Genomic DNA, 20365 nt, shown 5'->3' on the forward strand with positions numbered 1-20365 from the left:
CCGGAAGGGGGGTGCGGCCCTGCCGTGTGTGATGATGCGTCAGGAAGTCAGCAGGCGGTAGGTGTTGTAGCCGTAGCCGATCTTCACGCGCGACTGGAACGGGTCCGCGGCGTTGCCGGTGCCCTTGTAGAGCCACAGGTTGCCGTCGGTGTCCCGGGCGAGCAGGTCGGTCTTGCCGTCGAGGTCCACGTCGCCGGTGGAGACGAGCGTGTTGAACATGTTCCACCCGCCGCCGATCTTGGTGCGGGAGGCGAAGGGCGCGGTGCGCTCGCCCGTGCCCTTGTAGAACCAGAGGTCGCCGGCCTTGTCGCGCGCGACGATGTCGGCCTTGCCGTCGCCGTCCAGGTCGCCCTTGCCGGCGAGCTGGGTGTAGGCGTCCCAGCCCCCGCCGACCTTGACGCGGCTGGTCACGGTGCCGTCGCCGTAGCCGAGGTAGAGCCACAGGTCGCCCGCGCTGTCACGCGCGATGATGTCGTAGCCCTGGGCGCCGGCGAGGTTGCCCGGGGAGAGCTCCTTGTCGTAGGTGTTCCAGCCCCCGCCGATGACCTTGTCCGGCGCGTCCTCACCGGCGAAGTAGTGCAGGTTGCCGGTCTTGTCCCACTGCCACTCGCCGTCCAGGTAGCCGTCCGCGTTGTTGTCGACGAACGCGTCGTTGGCCAGGTACGGGAGGTAGCCCGCCGACGTACGGGCCGTCAGGCCGCCGGTCGTGTTGGGCCCGTAGGCCCAGGCGAGGCCGTCGTTGTCGACGCCGAGCAGCGGGAAGATCGGGTTCGCGGCGAGGTTCGGCGCGGCCGCCGCGGCGAAGCTCCTGGCGTGCGGGGCCTTCGGCGCGTGCGCCGGCAGCTTCGGCAGCGGGTGCGCCGGAGAGACGCTGTCGGCCGAAGCCACGCCGGCGCCGGCGGCGACCAGCGCCGCGGCTATCGCCGCCACGCCGAAGCGGGAGAGCGCCTTGCCGCGCTTACGGCCCTTGAGGATGGCCACGAAATGCTCCTTCGGTGAATCGCAACACAACACTGGTGGGGTGCCGTACGACCCATGAGCCGCAGGCACACCCTCATGATCGTTGCACGACATCTTCACAAGTCAAACCGTTTAAGGCGTAAAGGGGCACAACAGCGCGCCTGACATGGGAAGTTGGGCAGCGACACCGTGGCGACGCCGTGACGTTGTCCGCTGCGAGCGGGTTACGGCGCAGGGGGCAGCGGCAATCGGCCGGAGCGACGGCAGGGCCGCACTTCCCGGAGGAGGTGCGGCCCTGCCGTGCGGGTGCCGATGTGTCAGGACGTCATCAAGACGTCATCAGGCGGTAGATGTTGTAGTTGGTGCCGATCTGCACGCGTGCCTCGTAGGGATCGCCGCCCTGGCCGTTGCCCTTGTACAGCCACAGGCCGCCGTTGGTGTCCCGGGCGAGCAGGTCGGTCTTGCCGTCGAGGTCCACGTCGCCGGTGGAGACGAGGGCGTTGAACATGTTCCACCCGCCGCCGATCTTGGTGCGGGGCGCGAACGGCGCGGTGTAGTTGCCCGTGCCCTTGTAGAACCAGAGGTCGCCGGCCGTGTCGCGGGCGACCATGTCGGGCTTGCCGTCGCCGTCCAGGTCGCCCTTGCCGGCGAGTTGGGTGTACGCCTCCCAGCCGCCGCCGACCTTGATGCGGCTGGTCACGGTGCCGTCGCCGTAGCCGAGGTAGAGCCACAGCACGCCCGCGCTGTCACGCGCGACGATGTCGTAGCCCTGGGCGCCGCCGAGGTTGCCGGGGGACAGCTCCTTGTCGTAGATGTTCCAGCCGCCGCCGATCACCTTGTCCGGCGTGTTGTAGTCGACGAGGTAGTGCAGAGTCCCGTCGTTGGTCCACTGCCATTCGCCGTCGAGGTAGCCGTCCGCGTCGTTGTCGACGAACGCGTCGTTGCGCACGTTCGGAAGGTTGCCCTCCTTCACCCGGGTCGTCAGACCACCGCTGCCGTCGGGCCCGTACGCCCACTCGTCCCCGGCGTTGTCGAAGCCGAGCAGCGGGAAGACCGGGTTCGCGGCGGGGTTCGCCTCGGACGCGATCGCGAGGCTCCTGGCCTGGGGGGTGGTGTGCGCCGGCATCTTCGGCAGCGGGTGCGCGGGCGCGGAGCCGTCGGCCGATGCCGCGCCGGCGCCCGCTGCCACCAGGGCGGTGGCTATCGCGGCCACGGCGAAGCGGGAGAGTGCCCTGCCACTCTTACGGACCTTGAGATGGGCCACGTAGTGCTCCTTCGGTCAAGCGCATCACGGTTGAATGCGGTACGACCCATGAGTCGTACCGCATCCCCGCGACCGTCGCACGGCATCTTCACAAGTCAACTGGTTTGGGACACAACGGAGATGATCTGTGCGAAAGCCGTGCGACGTATTCAGGACAGCAGTTCGACCTCCGCCAGCGTCGCCGTGCCGCCGCCGCTCACCAGCCGGTAGTGCGCGTAGGAGCCAGGGGAGCGGACCGAGAACACACGGGTCTGGCGGTCCCAGCCGAACGTCTCGCCCACCCGCCGGTCGACGTCCTTCCACGTCGTGCCGTCGACGGACGCCTGGAGCGTCCAGGACGCCGGAGCCTTCGCGCGGTCCGCCGAGGTGAGCGTGTACTGGACGCAGCGCGTCGCGGCGGACACCGGCAGCTCCACCGACGTGAACGCGGCGGACGTGGCCGAGGAGTTGTCGAACAGCGGTCCCGAGCCGGTGATCGCGTCGCTCGGCGGCGTGGGCACCTTGGCGTCCTTGGTGATCGAGACCGGCGCCGCGTTCTTGCCGGTGCCCCACGACGAGGGGTGCGCGCCCATCGAGAAGTCGAGCGTGCCGCCCCGCGCAAGCAGATCGTGCGGGAGCGCCGTGGAGTTCCAGGCCTTGCCGTTCACCTTCAGGGACTGCACATACACGTTGGCGTCGCTGTTCTTCGGCGCCTTCACCACCAGGTCGCGGCCGTTCTCCAGATGGACGGTCGCCTTGGTGAACAGGGGCGAGCCGATCGCGTACTCACCGCTGCCCATCACCAGCGGGTAGAAGCCCAGCGCCGAGAACACGTACCAGGCCGACTGCTCGCCGTTGTCCTCGTCACCGTGGTAACCCTGCCCGATCTCACTGCCGTTGTAGAGCCGCCTGAGGACTTCGCGGACCTTCTCCTGCGCCTTGGAGGGCTGCCCCGCCGCGTCGTACATGTACGTGACGTGGTGTGCGACCTGGTTGGAGTGGCCGTACTGGCCCATCCGCACGTCCCGCGCCTCGGTCATCTCGTGGATGACGCCGCCGTAGGAGCCGGCCAGCTCCGGGGAGGCGGTCTCCGGCGTCGAGAAATAGGTGTCGAGCTTCTTGGCGAGACCGGCCTGGCCGCCGTAGAGGTTGGCGAGACCGCGGGAGTCCTGCGGGGCGGTGAAGGCGTAGCCCCAGCCGTCGGTCTCGGTGTAGTCGTAGCCCCACACCCGCGGGTCGTAGGCGGCGCTGTCCACGCGCCACCTGCCGCCCGCGTCCTTGCCCTGGAAGAAACCGGCCTTGGAGTCGAAGAGCTTCACGTAGTTCTGGGCGCGGCCCATGAAGTACGCCGACTCCTCCTTGTAGCGGGGCTTCTTCGTCTTCTCGTACAGCGCCTGGCCCATCTTCGCCAGGCCGTAGTCGTTGACGTAGCCCTCCATCGACCAGGACAGGCCCTCGGGGGTGGAGGTCGGGGTGTAGCCGAGGAAGGGCGAGGAGTCCATGCCCTTGCGGCCGACGCCCGACGAGGGCGGGGCGACCGTGGCGTTCTTCAGGGCCGCCTCGTACGCCGCCTCCGCGTCGAACTTCACGCCCTTCACATAGGCGTCCGCGAAGGCCACGTCGGAGCTGGTGCCGGTCATCAGGTCCGCGTAACCGGGTGAGGACCAGCGGGAGATCCAGCCGCCGTCCTTGTACTGCTGCACGAAGCCGTCGACCATCTCGCCGGCCTTCTTCGGCGTGAGCAGCGAATAGGCCGGCCAGGTGGTGCGGTAGGTGTCCCAGAACCCGTTGTTGACGTACACGGAACCGTCGACGATCTTCGACCCGGTGCGGGTCGGGGTGTCCTCGCCGGCCTTCGGCGCGAACGGGCTGGCGTACTGGATCTTTGAACCGACCTTCTCGGAGCCGGAGTTGGGGTAGAGGTAGAGCCGGTAGAGCGAGGAGTACAGGGTGGTCAGCTGGTCGTGCGAGGCGCCCTCCACCTCGATGCGGCCGAGGATCTTGTCCCAGGCCTGCCGCGCCCGGTCCTTGACCTTGTCGAAACCGGTCTTCGCGGGGATCTCGGCGGCGAGGTTGGCCTTCGCCTGGTCCACACTGATGAGTGAGGTCGCCAGGCGCAGGGTGACGGTGCGGTCCTTGCCGGGCTTGAAGCGCGCGTAGCCGGTGACGTCGGCGCCCCCGCCGCCGGGCAGCTTGCCGCTCGCGGTGACGGGCGCGTCGAAGACGCCGTACACGAAGAGCCGTCCGGCCCCCGCCGACAGGCCGCTCTTCACGTCCGAGTAGCCGGTGAACGAGGACGTCGCCGCATCGAGGGTGAGGCCGCCCTGGTTGGTGACGTTGTCGAGGATGAGACTCGCGTCGTCACCGGGATAGGTGAACCGCATCATCGCCGCGTGGTCGGTCGGCGTGATCTCCGTCTTCAGACCGTTCTCGAACGTGACGCCGTAGTAGTACGGCTTCGCGGTCTCGTTCTCGTGCCGGAAGGGCAGGGCGCGGGCGGTCCGCGAGGCGTCGGGGGTGCCGGCCGCCGCCGACGGCATCACCTGGAAGGTCTGCCGGTCGCCCATCCACGGGCTCGGCTCGTGGCTGGCGCCGAACGCCTGGAGGGTGGGCAGGTTGTCGGCGTTGTTGCGGCGCGCGTAGTCGTACAGCCAGTCCTGCGAGCCGGCGTTGGTGACCGGGGTCCAGAAGTTGAACCCGTTGGGGACCGCCGTCGCCGGGAAGTTGTTGCCGCGCGAGAACGAGCCGCTGGAGTTGGTGCCGCGGGTGGTGAGCGCGTAGTCCGAGAGGTGCGCGAGCGGCTTCTCGGCCTTCTTCGGAGCGATCGAGAGGTCGTCGATCCAGCCCTGGAACTTGGCCGGGCCCTTGGGGGAGTCGTACGCGACCAGGATCCGGTCCACCGTCTTGCCGGCGGCGACCGTGCCGATCACCGAGGAGACCTGGTTCCACTGGTTGACGTAGAGGGTCTTGGCGGCGCCCTGGCCCTGCGGGCTCAGCAGGCCGCCGTGCGCGTCGAGGGCCCCCAGTTCACTCAGATGGGTGCCGTCGGTGAAGGCGAGGTCCACGGACACGTTCGTGGCGGGGTAGGTGAGGTCGGTGTCCGTCATCGACGGGAAGATCTTGTAGTCGAGCTCCGTGTCGCGGCCGACGCGGGTGTTCACGTCGAAGACCTTGTTGTAGGAGTACGCGCGGCCCTCGGCCTTGTGGGTGCCCGCGTACCGCAGCGCCCGGAGCCCGGTGAAGCCCGCGTGCGCCTTGGCGGTGGGGGAGCCGCCGGGCCCTTGGTCGGCGGTGGTGAGCATGTCCGGGGGGACCGGGGTGTTGGTGTCGCCGTCGGAGAACTGGACATCGGCGAGCTGGGTGATGGGGGCGCCGCCGTTGGCCGTGATCTCCAGGCGGTAGTGGGCGTACGCGGTGGTGTTCGCGAAGTCGTACGTGGTGGTCTGGCCGCGGCCCTTGAAGCTCTCACCGGCGCGGCTGTCCAGGGTCTTCCAGTCCTTGCCGTCCAGCGAGCCCTTCAGCGTCCAGTCCTTCGGGTCCCGTTCGGGCGCGTCATTGGCCGAAGTCAACGCGTAGGTGACCGTCTTCACTCGTTCGGACAGATCGAATTCGAGCCATGCTGTCGGCTGGAAGGCGAGCCATTTCGTGCCGGGCTGTCCGTCGACCAGGTTCTCCTTGACCTCGCCGCCGTCGGGGTTCTCGGCACTGGCCCGGACGGCCGTGACCTTGTCGGTCACATTGCCGGGTATCCCACTGGCGAAGCCCCCGTCCACACCCGACGACCGCTTGTTCCCGGCGTGGTCCGTATCGACGGAATTGCTCCAGTCCGGCTGTGGTTGGCCGGTTTCGAACGAGGTGCTGAAGCGGCCGTCCGCGGGCGGCCGGGCGGTCGCGGACGGCGCGCCGACGGCCGACTGTGCCGTCACTACGAGCAGGAACGAGGCCGCCACGAGGGCGGCCGCCGGTCCTCGTCGGTACCGGGATCTGGGCAGCATGCGGGCCCTTTCCTTCGGCGCAGGCCGGTGGATACCGGCCGATGCGAGGTGGACAACGTTGTCAGAGTGAAAACGCAGGATCCAGTAGCGCGGCAAGTGCGGCGTGGTGTCAAGGGCGTTGGGAAGGAATGCGTGGCCGAAATCGTGGGGCAATGCCGGCGTCAAGGTGTGTAATGCGCGGCAAAAGGAGCACCCACATCCGCATTGGTACGTACCAACGGATATATCCGCGAGGTCTCAACTCGGGAAAGACTGTCGGCCAACCCTGCTTTCGATCTTGCTCAGTTGACGGGAAGTGGACTATACCTGTCGGCGTCCGGGCAACCCGCTGAACGCGGGCGGGGGGAACCGCGTGCGGGCCGGTCGGCCCGGGACCGGGCAGCCTCCGCGATGGATGTACGGCATCACTCACGCTTCAACTGTTCGCGGGCGCCGGCGGATTCCGCTGCACCGCATGAGTCCTGGAGAAGGCGAGGACTTGAGCATGGGATCCGAGATCAACCGCCGTGACGCACTCAAGCGGGCCATGGCAATCGGCCTGCTGGCTGTGCCGGCGACTTCACTGCTGAGCGCGTGCGCGAGCTCAGACAGCGGGGACAGCACCAAAAAGCCTGACTCCCGGGGCACCAAGTCGGCGGACAATCCGCTCGGCGTCAACAAGGGCACGGCCCTTGAGGCGTTCGTCTTCAAGGGAGGTTTCGGCGACGACTACATCAAGTCCGCCGAGGCCGACTACAACGCCAAGTACGGCATCACGGTCAAGCACACCGGCACCCAGTCGATCGGCCCGAAGCTCCAGCCCCGCTTCGCGAGCAGCACCCCGCCGGACTTCATGGACAACTCCGGCGCCGACAACCTCGACACCGCCGCCCTCGCCAAGACCGGCAAGCTCCAGGACCTCACCGCGCTCCTGGACGCCCCGACCATCGACGACCCGTCGAAGAAGGTCCGCGACGTACTGATCGCCGGCACGGTCGAGCAGGGCCAGTTCGGCGCCAAGGAGATGTACGCGTTCAACTACGCGTTCACCGTCTACGGCACCTTCTACTCCAACAAGCTGTTCAAGGACAAGGGCTGGACGTACCCGCAGACCTTCTCGGACATGCTGGCGCTGTGCAAGAAGATCAAGGCCGCGGGCATCGCCCCCTTCACGTACCCGGGCAAGTACCCGTACTACGTCCACTTCGACCTGCTGCACCAGATCGGCAAGGTCGGCGGCAAGGAAGCCCTCAACGCGATCGACAACCTCGACGACGGTGCCTTCAAGACCGACGCGGTCAAGGAAGTCATCTCGTACTACGAGGAGCTGGCCGGGCAGGGCTACTTCCTCCAGGGCTCCGAGGGCATGACCCACATCCAGATGCAGACCGCCTGGACGCAGGGCCGCGCCGCGATGGTGGCCGACGGTTCCTGGGTGGAGAACGAGGCCGCGCCCACCATGCCGAAGGACTTCGACCTCGCCGTCGGCTCCCTCATCGGCTCGGGCCCCAGCGACAAGCTGCCCTTCGGCGCCCTGTACGCCGCGGCCGGTGAGCCCTTCATCGTCGCCAAGGACGGCAAGAACCCCACCGGCGGCATGGAACTGCTGCGCATCATGCTCAGCAAGAAGCAGACCACCAACTTCACCAACGCCATCAAGTCCCTGACCTGTGTCCAGGGCGCCGCCGACGGTCTGTCCCTGACCCCGGGTCTGACCTCCGCGAACGCGGCCCTGAAGGCGGCCGGCCCCAACGTCCTCAACTCGCGGCTCCAGGACTGGTACAAGAAGCTCAACAACGAGACCATCGGCAACCTCACCCTCGACCTGCTCTCGGGCAAGATCAAGGCGGCCGAGTGGATCGACAAGGCCCAGAAGGCTTCGGACGACACGAAGAAGGACTCCTCCGTCCCGAAGTTCAAGCACCTCTGACGAGGACGCTTACCACTACTGGCTGAGACGAGAGCGACCGGCGACATGCGACACGGCAAGTACCGGTTCATCATCGGATTTTTGGCAATTCCCCTGGCGCTCTACGGGGTCCTCGTGATCTCGCCGTTCCTCCAGGACTTCCAGATTTCGATGACGAGCTGGAGCGGATTGACGCCCGAGAAGAACTTCATCGGGCTGGACAACTATCAGAAGCTGATCCACAACGACCTGTTCTGGAAGGCGTTGTGGCACAACGTTCTTCTGCTGCTGTGCGTGCCGGTCGTCACCTTGGCCTTCGGTCTCTTCTTCGCCTTCATGCTGAATGTCGGCGGCCGCCGCAAGGGTTCCGCGGGGGTCGCCGGCGTACGGGGATCCGGCCTTTACAAGGTCATTTTCTTCTTCCCCCAGGTCCTCTCCATCACGATCATCGCGATCCTGTGGCAGCAGATCTACAACCCCGACCCCGAGAACGGGATGCTCAACTCGCTCCTGTCGAGCGTCGGTCTGAGCTCGCTCCAGCAGTCCTGGCTCGGCGACTCCAGCATCGCGCTCATCTGCATCATGGTCGTCATGGTGTGGGCGAACGTCGGTTTCTATGTCGTCCTGTTCTCCGCCGGCATGGCCTCCATCCCGGGGGAGATCTACGAGGCGGCGCTCCTGGACGGCGCCTCGCGGGTCAAGACGTTCTTCCGGATCACCCTGCCGCTGCTGCGGGACACGGTGGCCACCGCCTGGGTCTACATGGGCATCATCGCCATGGACGCGTTCATCTATGTGCAGCTGATGTCCGTCAACGTCGGCGGCCCCGACGAGTCCACCGACGTGGTCCCGCTGCTGCTCTACAAGACGGCGTTCCGGGACAACAGCCAGTACGGGATGGCCGCCGCCATGGGTGTCGCGATGCTGATCGTGACGCTGGTGTTCGCCGTTCTCAGCATGCGTCTGTCGCGCCGCGAGCGCATCGAATTCTAGGGATGGCGCGATGACGACCGAAATCATGAAGGTGGACGGCGAGAAGTCGCCCGCCCCCACCGCGAGCGCCGCCCGCTGGAAGTGGCGCAGCAGCGAGGGAGGCGTGCTCAACGCCTTCTCCCACGTCTTCCTGCTGGTCTGGGCGCTCATGGTGGGCGTGCCCCTGCTGTGGGCGCTGTGGAGCTCCTTCAAGACCTCGGGTGACATCCTCACCCACCCCTGGTCGCTGCCGAGCGAGCTCCACTTCGACAACTGGTCGAGGGCCTGGAGCAAGGCCAACATCGGGCGGTACTTCCTCAACACCGCCTTCGTGGTGGGCTTCTCGACCGTCGGCACCATGCTGCTCGGTTCGATGGCGGCCTATGTACTGGCGCGGTTCGAGTTCCCGGGCAACCGGTTCATCTACTTCCTCTTCGTCGGCGGCATGGCCTTCCCCGTGGTCATGGTGCTCGTCCCGCTCTTCTTCGTCACGAAGAACCTGGGCATCCTCAACACGCTGCCCGGTCTGATCCTGATCTACATCGCGTACTCGCTGCCGTTCACGGTCTTCTTCATGACGGCGTTCTTCCGGACGCTGCCGACCACGGTCGCCGAGGCCGCCCTGATCGACGGGGCCTCGCACACCCGCACCTTCTTCCAGATCATGCTGCCGATGGCCAAGCCCGGCATCATCAGCATCGGCATCTTCAACGTCCTGGGCCAGTGGAACCAGTACCTGCTGCCCCTGGTGCTCAACCAGGGCGACACCAAGAACTGGGTGCTGACCCAGGGCCTGGCCGACCTCGCCGTGCAACAGGGCTACCAGGGCGACTGGGGCGCGCTCTTCGCGGGGCTTTCCATCGCGATGCTGCCCGTGCTCGCCGTGTACGTCGTCTTCCAGAAGCAGGTCCAGGCGGGCCTGACCGCGGGGGCGCTCAAGTAGCGCCGCCGGGCACCAGCCCCCCTCTCCCGACCGCCCGTGGGCCCCGCGCCCACGGGCGGTCGCGCGTTCCCAGTGCGCTCCGCATCTGCTCAGGTCTTGACGGGAGACCACCCAGAAGGCTGAGCTTAGGGTTCACATGTTGGAGAAAAGACGGGGCCTCAATGCTGCGGCTCCGTGCGGGGGCGGCCGTCGTGCCGTCCGCCTACGGCGGGAGTGGATGAGTCGATGGAGACTCCGGGGTCGCAGACGTCACTGCACCGGGCCAACCTTGAGCGGGTCGTACGCGCCGTGCGGATGGCGGGCTCGCTCACCCAGGCCGAGATCGCCCGAACGACCGGCCTGTCCGCGGCCACGGTCTCCAACATCGTGCGGGAACTGAAGGACGGCGGCACCGTCGAGGTCACCCCCACGTCGGCAGGCGGCCGCCGGGCCCGCAGCGTCTCGCTCAGCGGCTCGGCCGGCATCGTCATCGGGGTCGATTTCGGCCATACGCACCTGAGGGTGGCCGTCGGCAACCTGGCCCACCAGGTACTCGCCGAAGAGGCCGAGCCCCTTGATGTCGACGCCTCCTCCGCGCAGGGCTTCGACCGGGCGGAAGAGCTGGTCAAGCGGCTGATCGCGACCACCGGCATCGGCCAGGACAAGGTGATCGGGGTGGGGCTCGGCGTGCCGGGACCCATCGACGTGGAGTCCGGCACGCTCGGCTCCACCGCGATCCTGCCGGGCTGGACCGGCATCAACCCCAGCCAGGAGCTGTCCGGGCGCCTCGGCGTCCCGGTGTACGTCGACAACGACGCCAACCTGGGCGCGCTCGGCGAGCTGGTCTGGGGCAGCGGGCGCGGGGTGCGCGACCTGGCGTACATCAAGGTCGCGAGCGGTGTCGGCGCAGGCCTGGTCATAGACGGGCAGATCTACCGCGGGCCCGGCGGCACCGCGGGCGAGATCGGGCACATCACCCTGGACGAGTCGGGCCCGGTGTGCCGCTGCGGCAACCGGGGCTGCCTGGAGACCTTCACCGCGGCACGCTATGTGCTCCCCCTGTTGCAATCCAGCCACGGCGCGGATCTGAGCATGGAGCGTGTGGTCCAGATGGCCCGCGAGGGCGACCCCGGGTGCCGCCGCGTGATCGCGGACGTCGGGCGCCACATCGGCAGCGGCGTGGCCAACCTGTGCAACCTCCTGAACCCCAGCCGGGTCGTGCTCGGCGGCGACCTCGCGGAGGCCGGCGAGCTCGTTCTCGGGCCCATCAGGGACTCCGTGTCGCGCTACGCGATCCCCAGCGCCGCACGGCAGTTGTCGGTTCTTCCGGGGGCGCTCGGCGGCCGCGCGGAAGTCCTGGGCGCGCTGGCCCTCGTCCTGAGTGAAATGGGGGATTCGACCCTCTTGGACAGTGCCCTGCCGTCCTCGGCGCCTGCCTTCACTTAGATAACGGATGGCACCGTTGTCATCTCGTTAAGGATTTACTCCTTGACGGTGGGCTTAACGCCGAGTTGACTTCCAGCCACCTCGGCCGCAACGTCGCGGCCTCGTCAGGGAGGTTTCTGAAGTGAACACGAACATGCGTCGTGCCGCTGTAGCCGTTGCCGCCACCGCGATGGCCGTCACTCTCGCCGCCTGTGGCAGCGCCAAGGAGTCGGGCGGCGGCACCAAGTCGTCCGGCAGCGCCAAGAAGGGCGACGACCTGAAGATCGGTCTGCTGCTCCCCGAGAACCAGACCGCGCGCTACGAGAAGTTCGACAAGCCGCTGATCGAGGCCAAGGTCAAGGAACTGACCAACGGCAAGGGCCAGATCGTCTACGCGAACGCCAAGCAGGACGCGACGACCCAGAACCAGCAGGCCGACACGATGATCACCAACAAGGTGGACGCGCTCATCGTGGACTCGGTCGACTCCAAGGCCATCGCCGGTTCGATCAAGAAGGCCAAGCAGGCCGGTATCCCTGTCGTCGCCTTCGACCGCCTCGCCGAGGGCCCCATCGACTCCTACGTCTCCTTCGACAACGAGGAAGTCGGCCACGTGCAGGGCAAGGCCCTCCTTGAGGCCCTGGGCGACAAGGCCAAGTCCGGCGACATCGTCATGATGAACGGCGCCGTCACCGACCCGAACGCCAAGCTCTTCAAGAAGGGCGCCCACGCCGAGCTCGACGGCAAGGTGAACATCGGGAAGGAGTACGACACCAAGGAGTGGAAGCCCGAGAACGCCAACGCCAACATGGAAGGCGCGCTCTCCGCCCTCGGCAAGGACAAGGTCATCGGCGTCTACTCCGCCAACGACGGCATGGCGGGCGGCATCATCACCGCCCTCAAGGCGGCCGGCCTCTCCAAGCTCCCGCCGGTCACCGGCCAGGACGCCGAGCTCGCGGGCGTGCAGCGGATCCTGTCGGGCGAGCAGTACATGAGCGTCTACAAGTCCTACCCGCAGGAGGACGCGATCGCCGCCGAGATGGCGGTCAAGCTCGCCAAGGGCCAGGACCTCGGCTCGCTCGCCCCGAAGAAGCTCGACTCGCCGACCACCAAGGGCGTGCCGTCGAACATCGTCCCGGTCGTCTCGCTGACCAAGGCCAACATCAACGACACGGTCATCAAGGACAAGATCTACACGGTCGCCGAGCTCTGCACGCCGACCTACAAGGCCGCCTGCGACGCGGCCGGCGTCAAGTAGTTCCCCGCGTCATGTCCCCTTCGTCGCAGGGGACATGACCGCACGCGCCACCCCCTCCGGCGCCCTTGCGCCCGCTCGTGCGGTCCCGCGATGGTGCGGGGCGCCGGACGAAACGTTTTCCCTTTTTCTGTTCTCTTCTGCTCGACCACCGCGCCCCCACCCCTTCGGGCGCGGCATCCCCGCCGGTCAGGCGGCGAAGGAGATGGTTCACGTGTCCGCTACGCCCGTGTTGGCGTTGCGTGGGGTCTCCAAGCGGTTCGGTGCCGTCCAGGCGCTCACCGACGTAGAGCTTGAGGTCCACGCCGGTGAAGTGCTCGCCCTGGTGGGCGACAACGGCGCCGGAAAGTCCACGCTGGTCAAGACGATCGCCGGCGTGCACCCCATCGATGACGGAGTCATCGAGTGGGAAGGCAAGGCCGTCCAGATCGGCAAGCCGAACGACGCCCAGAACCTGGGCATCGCGACCGTCTACCAAGACCTCGCACTGTGCGACAACATCGACGTCGTCGGCAACCTCTACCTCGGCCGCGAGCTGAAGAAGCGCGGCATCCTCGACGAGGTCGAGATGGAGCGCCGCTCGCGCGAACTGCTGACCACACTGTCGATCCGCATCCCGAGCGTGCGCATCCCGATCGCCTCGCTCTCCGGCGGTCAGCGCCAGACCGTGGCCATCGCCCGCTCGATGCTCGGCGAGCCCAAGCTGGTCATCCTCGACGAGCCGACCGCGGCCCTCGGTGTCGAGCAGACCGCGCAGGTCCTCGACCTGGTGGAGCGGCTGCGCGAGCGCGGCCACGCGGTCGTCCTCATCAGCCACAACATGGCCGACGTCAAGGCCGTCGCCGACAAGGTCGCCGTGCTCAGGCTCGGCCGCAACAACGGTGTCTTCGACGTGAAGACCACCTCGCAGGAAGAGATCATCTCCGCCATCACCGGGGCCACGGACAACGCCGTGACCCGCCGTGCGGCGCGCAACGCGGAGGTTCAGAAGTGAACACCGACAAGACCTCCCCGACCGACCTCGGCAAGCCGGCCGCCGCTCCCGTCGACGCGCCGCCCGCGGCGGACGCCGCGACCACCGCCGTCGACCCCCGGCTGCTCGTGCGCGAGCAGGGCTTCGGCGGCTATGTGGGCGAGCTGAAGCGCAAGATCCGCGCCGGTGACCTGGGCGCCCTGCCCGTCATCATCGGCCTGGTCATCATCTGCATCGTCTTCCAGAGCCTGAACTCGAACTTCCTCACCGCGGGCAACCTGTCCGACATCTCCGTCGCCATGGTGGGCACGGGCATGATCGCGGTCGGCATCGTCTTCGTCCTGCTGCTCGGCGAGATCGACCTGTCGGTCGGTTCGGTGAGCGGTCTTGCGGGCGGCGCCTTCGCGGTCCTCAGCGTCACCCACGGCATGTCCCAATGGCTGGCCCTCGTCCTGTCCATCCTCACGGGTGCGGTCGCCGGCGCCATCCACGGCTACATCTTCGCGAGGATCGGCGTCCCCGCGTTCGCCGTCACCCTGGCCGGTCTGCTCTTCTGGAGCGGACTCATGCTGAAGGTCCTCGGCGACAACGGCACGATCAACACCAGCGAGACGGGCGTCTTCTACGACCTGTCGAACTACTTCTTCAGCGATGTCGCCGTCGCCTACGGCGCCGCCGCGGTCGCCGTGGCCGTGTACTTCCTGTCCGCCTTCTTCGACGGCCGCCGGCGTGAGGCAGCGGGCGTTCCGTCCCGCCCGCTGGGCGAGATCGTGCTGCGCACGGTGCTCCTGGCGGTGGTGGCCTTCGCCGCCGCGTACATGTTCAACCAGAACAAGGGCCTGCCGCTGGCCGTGGTCATCTTCGTGCTGGTGCTCGTCCTCACGGACTTCGTGCTCCGCCGCACCTCGTACGGCCGCATGATCTTCGCGCTCGGCGGCAGCGTCGAGGCCTCGCGGCGTGCCGGTATCAACATCGTGCTCGTCCGTACCTCGGTCTTCGCGATCTCCGGCACCTTCGCCGCCATCGGCGGTCTCTTCCTGGCCTCCAAGATCAGCGCGGCCAACCAGGGCGCCGGCAGCGGCGAGCTCCTGATGAACGCCATCGCGGCGGCCGTCATCGGCGGCACCAGCCTCTTCGGCGGCCGGGGCCGGACCTGGAACGCGCTCCTCGGCGTGCTGGTGATCGTGTCGATCCAGTACGGTCTGGCGCTCGAAGGCGTCGCGGCGGCGGTCCAGCAGATGATCACCGGCGGTGTGCTGCTGCTCACCGTGATCATCGACGCCGTCACCCGCAAGACCCAGAAGTCCGCGGGCCGCGCCTGACCTGCGCCGCTCCCGACGTGCCCGGTGCCCCTGTGGCACCGGGCACGGCTGCGTTCCCGGCGTTTGCACACCATGGGAGTGACACAGAACGCACAACCCTGCGACCGTCAGCGCGGGCGGAACATTAGACTCATCGGATCGGCATGCTCGACCAGCACGGATGCAAGGAGGCACGGGTGCCGCTGCTTACCCGAATCAGGGGACCGCGCGATCTTGACCGGCTCAGCCCGGAGCAGCTCGACCAGCTGGCGGCAGAGATCCGGGCCTTCCTGGTGGACGCGGTCTCCAAGACCGGTGGCCATCTGGGCCCGAACCTCGGCGTGGTGGAACTGACCATCGCGCTGCACCGCGTCTTCGAGTCCCCCAAGGACAGGGTCCTGTGGGACACGGGACACCAGAGCTACGTCCACAAGCTCCTGACGGGGCGACAGGACTTCTCCCGGCTGAAGATGAAGGGCGGCCTCTCCGGTTATCCGGCGCGCGCCGAGTCGGAGCACGACGTCATCGAGAACAGCCACGCCTCCACCGTCCTCGGCTGGGCCGACGGCCTCGCCAAGGCGAACGAGGTCCTGAAGAAGGACGACCACGTGGTGGCCGTCATCGGTGACGGCGCCCTCACCGGCGGCATGGCCTGGGAGGCGCTGAACAACATCGCCGCCGCCAAGGACCGCCCCCTGGTGATCGTGGTCAACGACAACGAGCGCTCGTACGCGCCGACCATCGGCGGCCTCGCCAACCACCTCGCCACGCTGCGCACCACCGACGGCTACGAGCGCTTCCTGGCCAAGGGCAAGGACCTCCTGGAGCGCACCCCGGTCGTCGGCAGGCCGCTGTACGAGACGCTGCACGGCGCCAAGAAGGGCCTCAAGGACTTCATCGCCCCGCAGGGCATGTTCGAGGACCTGGGCCTGAAGTACGTCGGTCCCATCGACGGCCACGACATCGAGGCCCTGGAGTCGGCGCTCCAGCGCGCCAAGCGCTTCGGCGGCCCCGTCATCGTGCACTGCCTCACCGAGAAGGGCCGCGGCTACCAGCCGGCGCTCGCGGACGAGGCCGACCGCTTCCACGCCGTGGGCAAGATCCACCCGGACACCGGCCTTCCCGTCTCGACCTCCGGCCTCGACTGGACCTCCGTGTTCGGTGAGGAGATGGTCAAGCTCGGCAAGGAGCGCGAGGACATCGTCGCGATCACCGCGGCCATGCTCCAGCCCGTCGGCCTCGACAAGTTCGCCAAGGCGTTCCCCGAGCGGGTCTACGACGTCGGCATCGCCGAGCAGCACGCCGCGGTCTCCGCGGCCGGGCTCGCCACCGGCGGACTGCACCCCGTCTTCGCGGTGTACGCCACCTTCCTCAACCGTGCCTTCGACCAGGTCCTCATGGACGTCGCCCTGCACAAGTGCGGCGTGACCTTCGTGCTCGACCGGGCCGGTGTCACCGGCACCGACGGCGCCTCGCACAACGGCATGTGGGACATGTCGCTCCTCCAGGTCGTGCCCGGCCTGAGGATCGCGGCACCGCGCGACGCCGACCAGGTGCGCGCCCAGCTGCGCGAGGCCGTCCAGGTCGAGGACGCGCCGACGGTGGTCCGCTTCTCCAAGGGCGCGGTCGGGCCCGCCGTCCAGGCCGTGGGCCGCGTCGGCGGCATGGACGTGCTGCGCGAGCCTTCCACGGCCGCCGTCCGTCCCGACGTGCTGCTGGTCTCGGTCGGCGCGCTCGCGCCGATGTGCCTGGAGATCGCCGACCTGCTCGACGCCCAGGGCATCTCGACGACCGTGGTCGACCCGCGCTGGGTCAAGCCGGTCGACGAGGCGATGGCGCCGCTCGCCGAGAAGCACCGCGTGGTCGTCACCGTCGAGGACAACAGCCGCGCGGGCGGCGTCGGTTCGGCCATCAGCCAGGCGCTGCGCGACGCGGGCGTGGACGTGCCGCTGCGCGACTTCGGTATTCCGCCGCGCTTCCTCGACCATGCCTCGCGCGCCGAGATCATGACGGAGATCGGTCTGACCGCTCCCGACATCGCCCGCCAGGTCACCGGCCTCGTCTCCAAGCTGGACGGACGCTTCGAGGAGAGCCGTACGACGGTGGAGCCCGCCCGCGACTGATCATGTGCCACGGGCCGACGGGCCGGACCGATCTCCCTTTCGGGTGATGGGTCCGGCCCGTTCGCGTGAATAATGCGCTCAGCCCGGTACCCGTACCGCCACTCCTCCCGATCATGGCGAGGACGATGAGACAGCGGAGGTACACGGGTGGCCAGTAGCGGTCTGTTCCGGACCAAATCGATCGAGCAGTCAATCCAGGACACAGAGGAGCCAGAACACGCACTCAAGAAGTCCCTGTCCGCTCTCGACCTCACGGTCTTCGGGGTCGGAGTCATCATCGGCACCGGCATCTTCGTCCTCACGGGCAAGGTCGCCAAGGAGAACGCAGGACCGGGGGTCTCCCTCGCGTTCGTGGTCGCGGGCATCGTCTGCGCGCTCGCCGCGCTCTGCTACGCCGAGTTCGCCTCGACGGTGCCGGTGGCGGGATCGGCGTACACCTTCTCCTACGCCTCGCTCGGCGAGCTCCCCGCCTGGATCATCGGCTGGGACCTGGTGCTCGAATTCGCGCTCGGCACGGCGGTGGTGGCGGTCGGCTGGTCCGGCTACGTCCGCTCGCTGCTCGACAACGCCGGCTGGCACCTGCCCGAGGCGCTGAGCGGCCGCGACGGCGCCCACGGCTTCGGCTTCGACATCCTCGCCGCCGCCCTCGTCCTGGTGCTCACCGGCGTCCTCGTCCTCGGCATGAAGCTGTCGGCCCGGGTCACCACGGTCGTCGTCGCCATCAAGGTGACCGTCGTCCTCATCGTGATCATCGCGGGCGCGTTCTTCATCACGTCCTCCAACTACTCGCCGTTCGTCCCCAAGGCGCAGCCCCAGACCGCCGGCAGCGACCTCAAGGCCCCGCTCATCCAGCTGATGTCGGGCTACGCGCCCACCAACTTCGGCGTGATGGGCATCTTCACCGCCGCCTCGGTCGTCTTCTTCGCCTTCATCGGCTTCGACATCGTGGCGACCGCCGCCGAGGAGACCAAGAACCCGCAACGGGACATGCCCCGCGGCATTCTCGGCTCCCTCCTCATCTGCACCCTCCTGTATGTGGCCGTCTCCATCGTGGTGACCGGCATGCAGCACTACACCGCGCTCTCGGTGGACGCGCCGCTCGCCGACGCCTTCAAGGCCACCGGGCACCCCTTCTTCGCGGGCGTCATCAGCTTCGGCGCCGCCGTGGGCCTCACGACGGTCTGCATGATCCTGCTGCTCGGCCAGACCCGGGTGTTCTTCGCGATGAGCCGGGACGGGCTCCTGCCCGTCTTCTTCTCCCATGTCCACCCGCGTTTTCGCACCCCGCACCGCCCGACCATCCTGCTCGGCGTCATCATCGCGATCGTGGCCGGTTTCACCAGCCTCAGCGAACTCGCCGACCTGGTGAACATCGGCACCCTGTTCGCGTTCGTCGTCGTCGCCGTGGGCGTGGTCATCCTGCGCCACACCCGCCCCGACCTGCCGCGCGCCTTCCGCACCCCGCTGGTGCCCTGGGTGCCCGCGCTCGCGGTCGCCGCGTCGCTGTGGCTGATGATCAACCTGCCGGCCGAGACCTGGGTCAGGTTCGGCGTCTGGATGGTGATCGGCGTGGTCTTCTACTTCCTGTACGGCCGCAGGCACAGCCGGCTTGAGGCCCGTGCCCCTCGCGACGCACGGTAGCCCGGCCCGGACCCCCGGCGGCCCCGTATGTCCCGGCCCATCGGGCATACGGGGCCGCCGGGTGGCCCGCCCAGGTCTTCTCCGTACGCGCCCGCCGGCTGACCGGAGTCCGCGCGGCCGCCGGTTGACCGGAGTATGCGCGGCCGCCGACTCACCCGCGTACGCGCCCGCTGACTCACCCGACCGGGCGAACCGGGTGCGATGCGGCGCGGAGGCCTTTCCCAGGTGGCGAAAAGCCGCACGTCGGGACGGAAATCCCAGGGGAAATCGGGGGTGGCGGGCAGTGTTATGGTCGCAGAAAGTCGCTTGTTTGCTGGACCCGGACGCTCGCGCGGAACCGGTGGGGAAAGGTGGTCGCGGACCATGGCACTGAGGTCTCGCCAGACATCGAAGCAGGGGCCCGCAAGGCCCGGTGGCATCCGGACCGCACCGACTCCCGCCACCCCCGTCGTGGCGGCCGAGGACGGCAGCGCCACCGTCACCGACTGGCTGCGGCTCGGCAAGGACGGGCGCCTGTCGGCGTACGCACCGGCCGAGGGCGGCGTCGCCCGCTGGACCGAGTCGGCGCCCGACGGCACCTGGACGGGGCCCGAACTGGTCGCCCCGGGCGTCGGACTCCAGTCGCACCTCTCGATCGCCCAGGGCGCCGACGGCTACGTACACATGGCGGCGCTGCGGCACACCCCCATGCAGGACGGCGGCACCTGGACGGAGCTGGTGCACGCGATCCAGTACCAGTCGGGCCGCCCCGTCAAGAGCTGGGCCGCGCTCGGCTCCCCCTATTCGCGCAAGGACTGGCAGGACGGCCTGAGGATGGGGCACCCCTCGGTCGGCGTGGACTCGGCGGGCAACGCTCAGGTCGTGGTGCGCAATGCCTTCGGCGGGGTGTCCGCGCGCGGCCAGGAGCCGTCCGGCAAGTGGGCGGGCTGGGCCGACCTCAACGGGAACGGCGCCGACCGCTCGATATCGATCGTGGCGGCCGAGGCCGGCCGGATGGTCATCCACGCGCCGTGCGACTCCGGCATCCATGTCTACGTACGCTCCTCGGGGGACGACGAGTTCGCATGGCTCGACCCGATCGCGGGCACCCCGGCGACGGGCACCGTCAACGGCATCCAGACCGGAGAGGGCGGCCGCATCACCTTCTTCCTGCGCGACGCCAAGTCGGGCGAACTGCGGGCCTGGCGTGACGAGGAGCCCGCCGAGGCCATCGGCGGCAGGGGCGCGGGCCCGGTCGCGTTGCTGCGTCACGAGATCGACGGCGTCGACTGCATGGTGCTCGCCCAGCGCGACACCGAAGGACGCCCGGCGATAGCCGTCTACCCCACCGAGCAGGAGGCGGCCGGGGTCACCTGGACGCCGACCGGCGAGGCGAGCGCGGGCGCCCCGGCGCTGACCGTGGACGCCGAAGGGCGGGTCGTGCTCGGGGTGTTCACCCCCGAGGGCCGGCTGCGCATCGCCCGCCAGCGCACGGACGCGCCGGGCCTCGCCTTCGCGGCCTGGCAGCAGATCTGAGCACCGATCCGTAGTCCCATCCCCTGGCCCCGCCCGGTGGGCCCACCCCCTGGCCTCACCCCGTACGTCACAGGGCCCGGCGCCGCTCAGGCGGTGCCGGGCCCTGTGACGTACCGTCAACCGCCGTGGCCCGGGCGGGATTTGCTCGGGCA

General features: G+C 68.4%; 13 protein-coding genes. 10 read left to right on the plus strand and 3 right to left on the minus strand.

All coding sequences use genetic code 11. From position 1 onward, the window contains the following. Positions 1–39: 39 nt before the first annotated feature. The 3 genes from ACGFW5_RS32030 to ACGFW5_RS32040 all read right to left on the minus strand — a co-directional run bounded on the left by ACGFW5_RS32030 (position 40) and on the right by ACGFW5_RS32040 (position 6198). The gene (locus ACGFW5_RS32030; protein WP_393837837.1) at positions 40–981 is read right to left on the minus strand and encodes an FG-GAP repeat domain-containing protein; all 942 of its coding nucleotides are present in this window, start codon (positions 979–981) and stop codon (positions 40–42) included. 307 nt (positions 982–1288) lie between these two features. Then, entirely contained in the window at positions 1289–2224 is a 936-nt protein-coding gene (locus tag ACGFW5_RS32035; protein WP_393837838.1) for an FG-GAP repeat domain-containing protein, read from the minus strand. A 149-nt stretch (positions 2225–2373) separates the two neighbouring features. Beyond that, on the minus strand, positions 2374–6198 hold the full coding sequence (locus tag ACGFW5_RS32040; protein WP_393837839.1) for a GH92 family glycosyl hydrolase: 3825 nt from the start codon (positions 6196–6198) through the stop codon (positions 2374–2376). Positions 6199–6682: 484 nt separating this feature from the next. Here ACGFW5_RS32040 and ngcE point away from each other — a divergent pair, with 484 nt between their 5' ends. The 10 genes from ngcE (at position 6683) to ACGFW5_RS32090 (ending at position 20213) form a co-directional block, all read left to right on the plus strand. Next, positions 6683–8107, plus strand: coding sequence for an N-acetylglucosamine/diacetylchitobiose ABC transporter substrate-binding protein (gene ngcE / locus ACGFW5_RS32045; protein WP_393837840.1), 1425 nt, complete (start codon positions 6683–6685; stop codon positions 8105–8107). 45 nt (positions 8108–8152) lie between these two features. Beyond that, positions 8153–9079 carry a carbohydrate ABC transporter permease gene (locus tag ACGFW5_RS32050; protein ID WP_393837841.1) on the plus strand — a complete coding sequence of 309 codons (927 nt, stop codon included), beginning with the start codon at positions 8153–8155 and terminating at the stop codon, positions 9077–9079. Positions 9080–9089: 10 nt separating this feature from the next. Then, positions 9090–10001 (plus strand): carbohydrate ABC transporter permease, encoded by a 912-nt coding sequence (locus tag ACGFW5_RS32055; protein ID WP_393837842.1) that lies wholly within the window; start codon positions 9090–9092, stop codon positions 9999–10001. Between the two features lie 225 nt (positions 10002–10226). Beyond that, a complete protein-coding gene (locus tag ACGFW5_RS32060) occupies positions 10227–11426 on the plus strand; it encodes an ROK family protein (RefSeq protein WP_393837843.1) in 1200 nt (399 codons plus the stop codon). A 133-nt stretch (positions 11427–11559) separates the two neighbouring features. Further along, positions 11560–12663: a sugar ABC transporter substrate-binding protein gene (locus ACGFW5_RS32065; protein WP_393837854.1), complete on the plus strand. Its 1104-nt coding sequence runs from the start codon at positions 11560–11562 to the stop codon at positions 12661–12663. A 202-nt stretch (positions 12664–12865) separates the two neighbouring features. Continuing rightward, a complete protein-coding gene (locus ACGFW5_RS32070; RefSeq protein WP_328308512.1) occupies positions 12866–13654 on the plus strand; it encodes an ATP-binding cassette domain-containing protein in 789 nt (262 codons plus the stop codon). Next, on the plus strand, positions 13651–14955 hold the full coding sequence (locus ACGFW5_RS32075) for a sugar ABC transporter permease (protein ID WP_393837844.1): 1305 nt from the start codon (positions 13651–13653) through the stop codon (positions 14953–14955). Before ACGFW5_RS32070 ends, ACGFW5_RS32075 begins: the two co-directional genes overlap by 4 nt. 176 nt (positions 14956–15131) lie before the next feature. After that, positions 15132–17057 (plus strand): 1-deoxy-D-xylulose-5-phosphate synthase, encoded by a 1926-nt coding sequence (gene dxs / locus ACGFW5_RS32080; RefSeq protein ID WP_393837845.1) that lies wholly within the window; start codon positions 15132–15134, stop codon positions 17055–17057. Positions 17058–17204: 147 nt separating this feature from the next. Then, the gene (locus ACGFW5_RS32085; protein WP_393837846.1) at positions 17205–18698 is read left to right on the plus strand and encodes an amino acid permease; all 1494 of its coding nucleotides are present in this window, start codon (positions 17205–17207) and stop codon (positions 18696–18698) included. A 363-nt stretch (positions 18699–19061) separates the two neighbouring features. Then, entirely contained in the window at positions 19062–20213 is a 1152-nt protein-coding gene (locus ACGFW5_RS32090; protein ID WP_393837847.1) for a hypothetical protein, read from the plus strand. The last annotated feature ends 152 nt before the right edge of the window (positions 20214–20365 follow it).

Source organism: Streptomyces sp. NPDC048416 (assembly GCF_043200435.1).
In the GTDB taxonomy this organism is placed as follows: domain Bacteria; phylum Actinomycetota; class Actinomycetes; order Streptomycetales; family Streptomycetaceae; genus Streptomyces.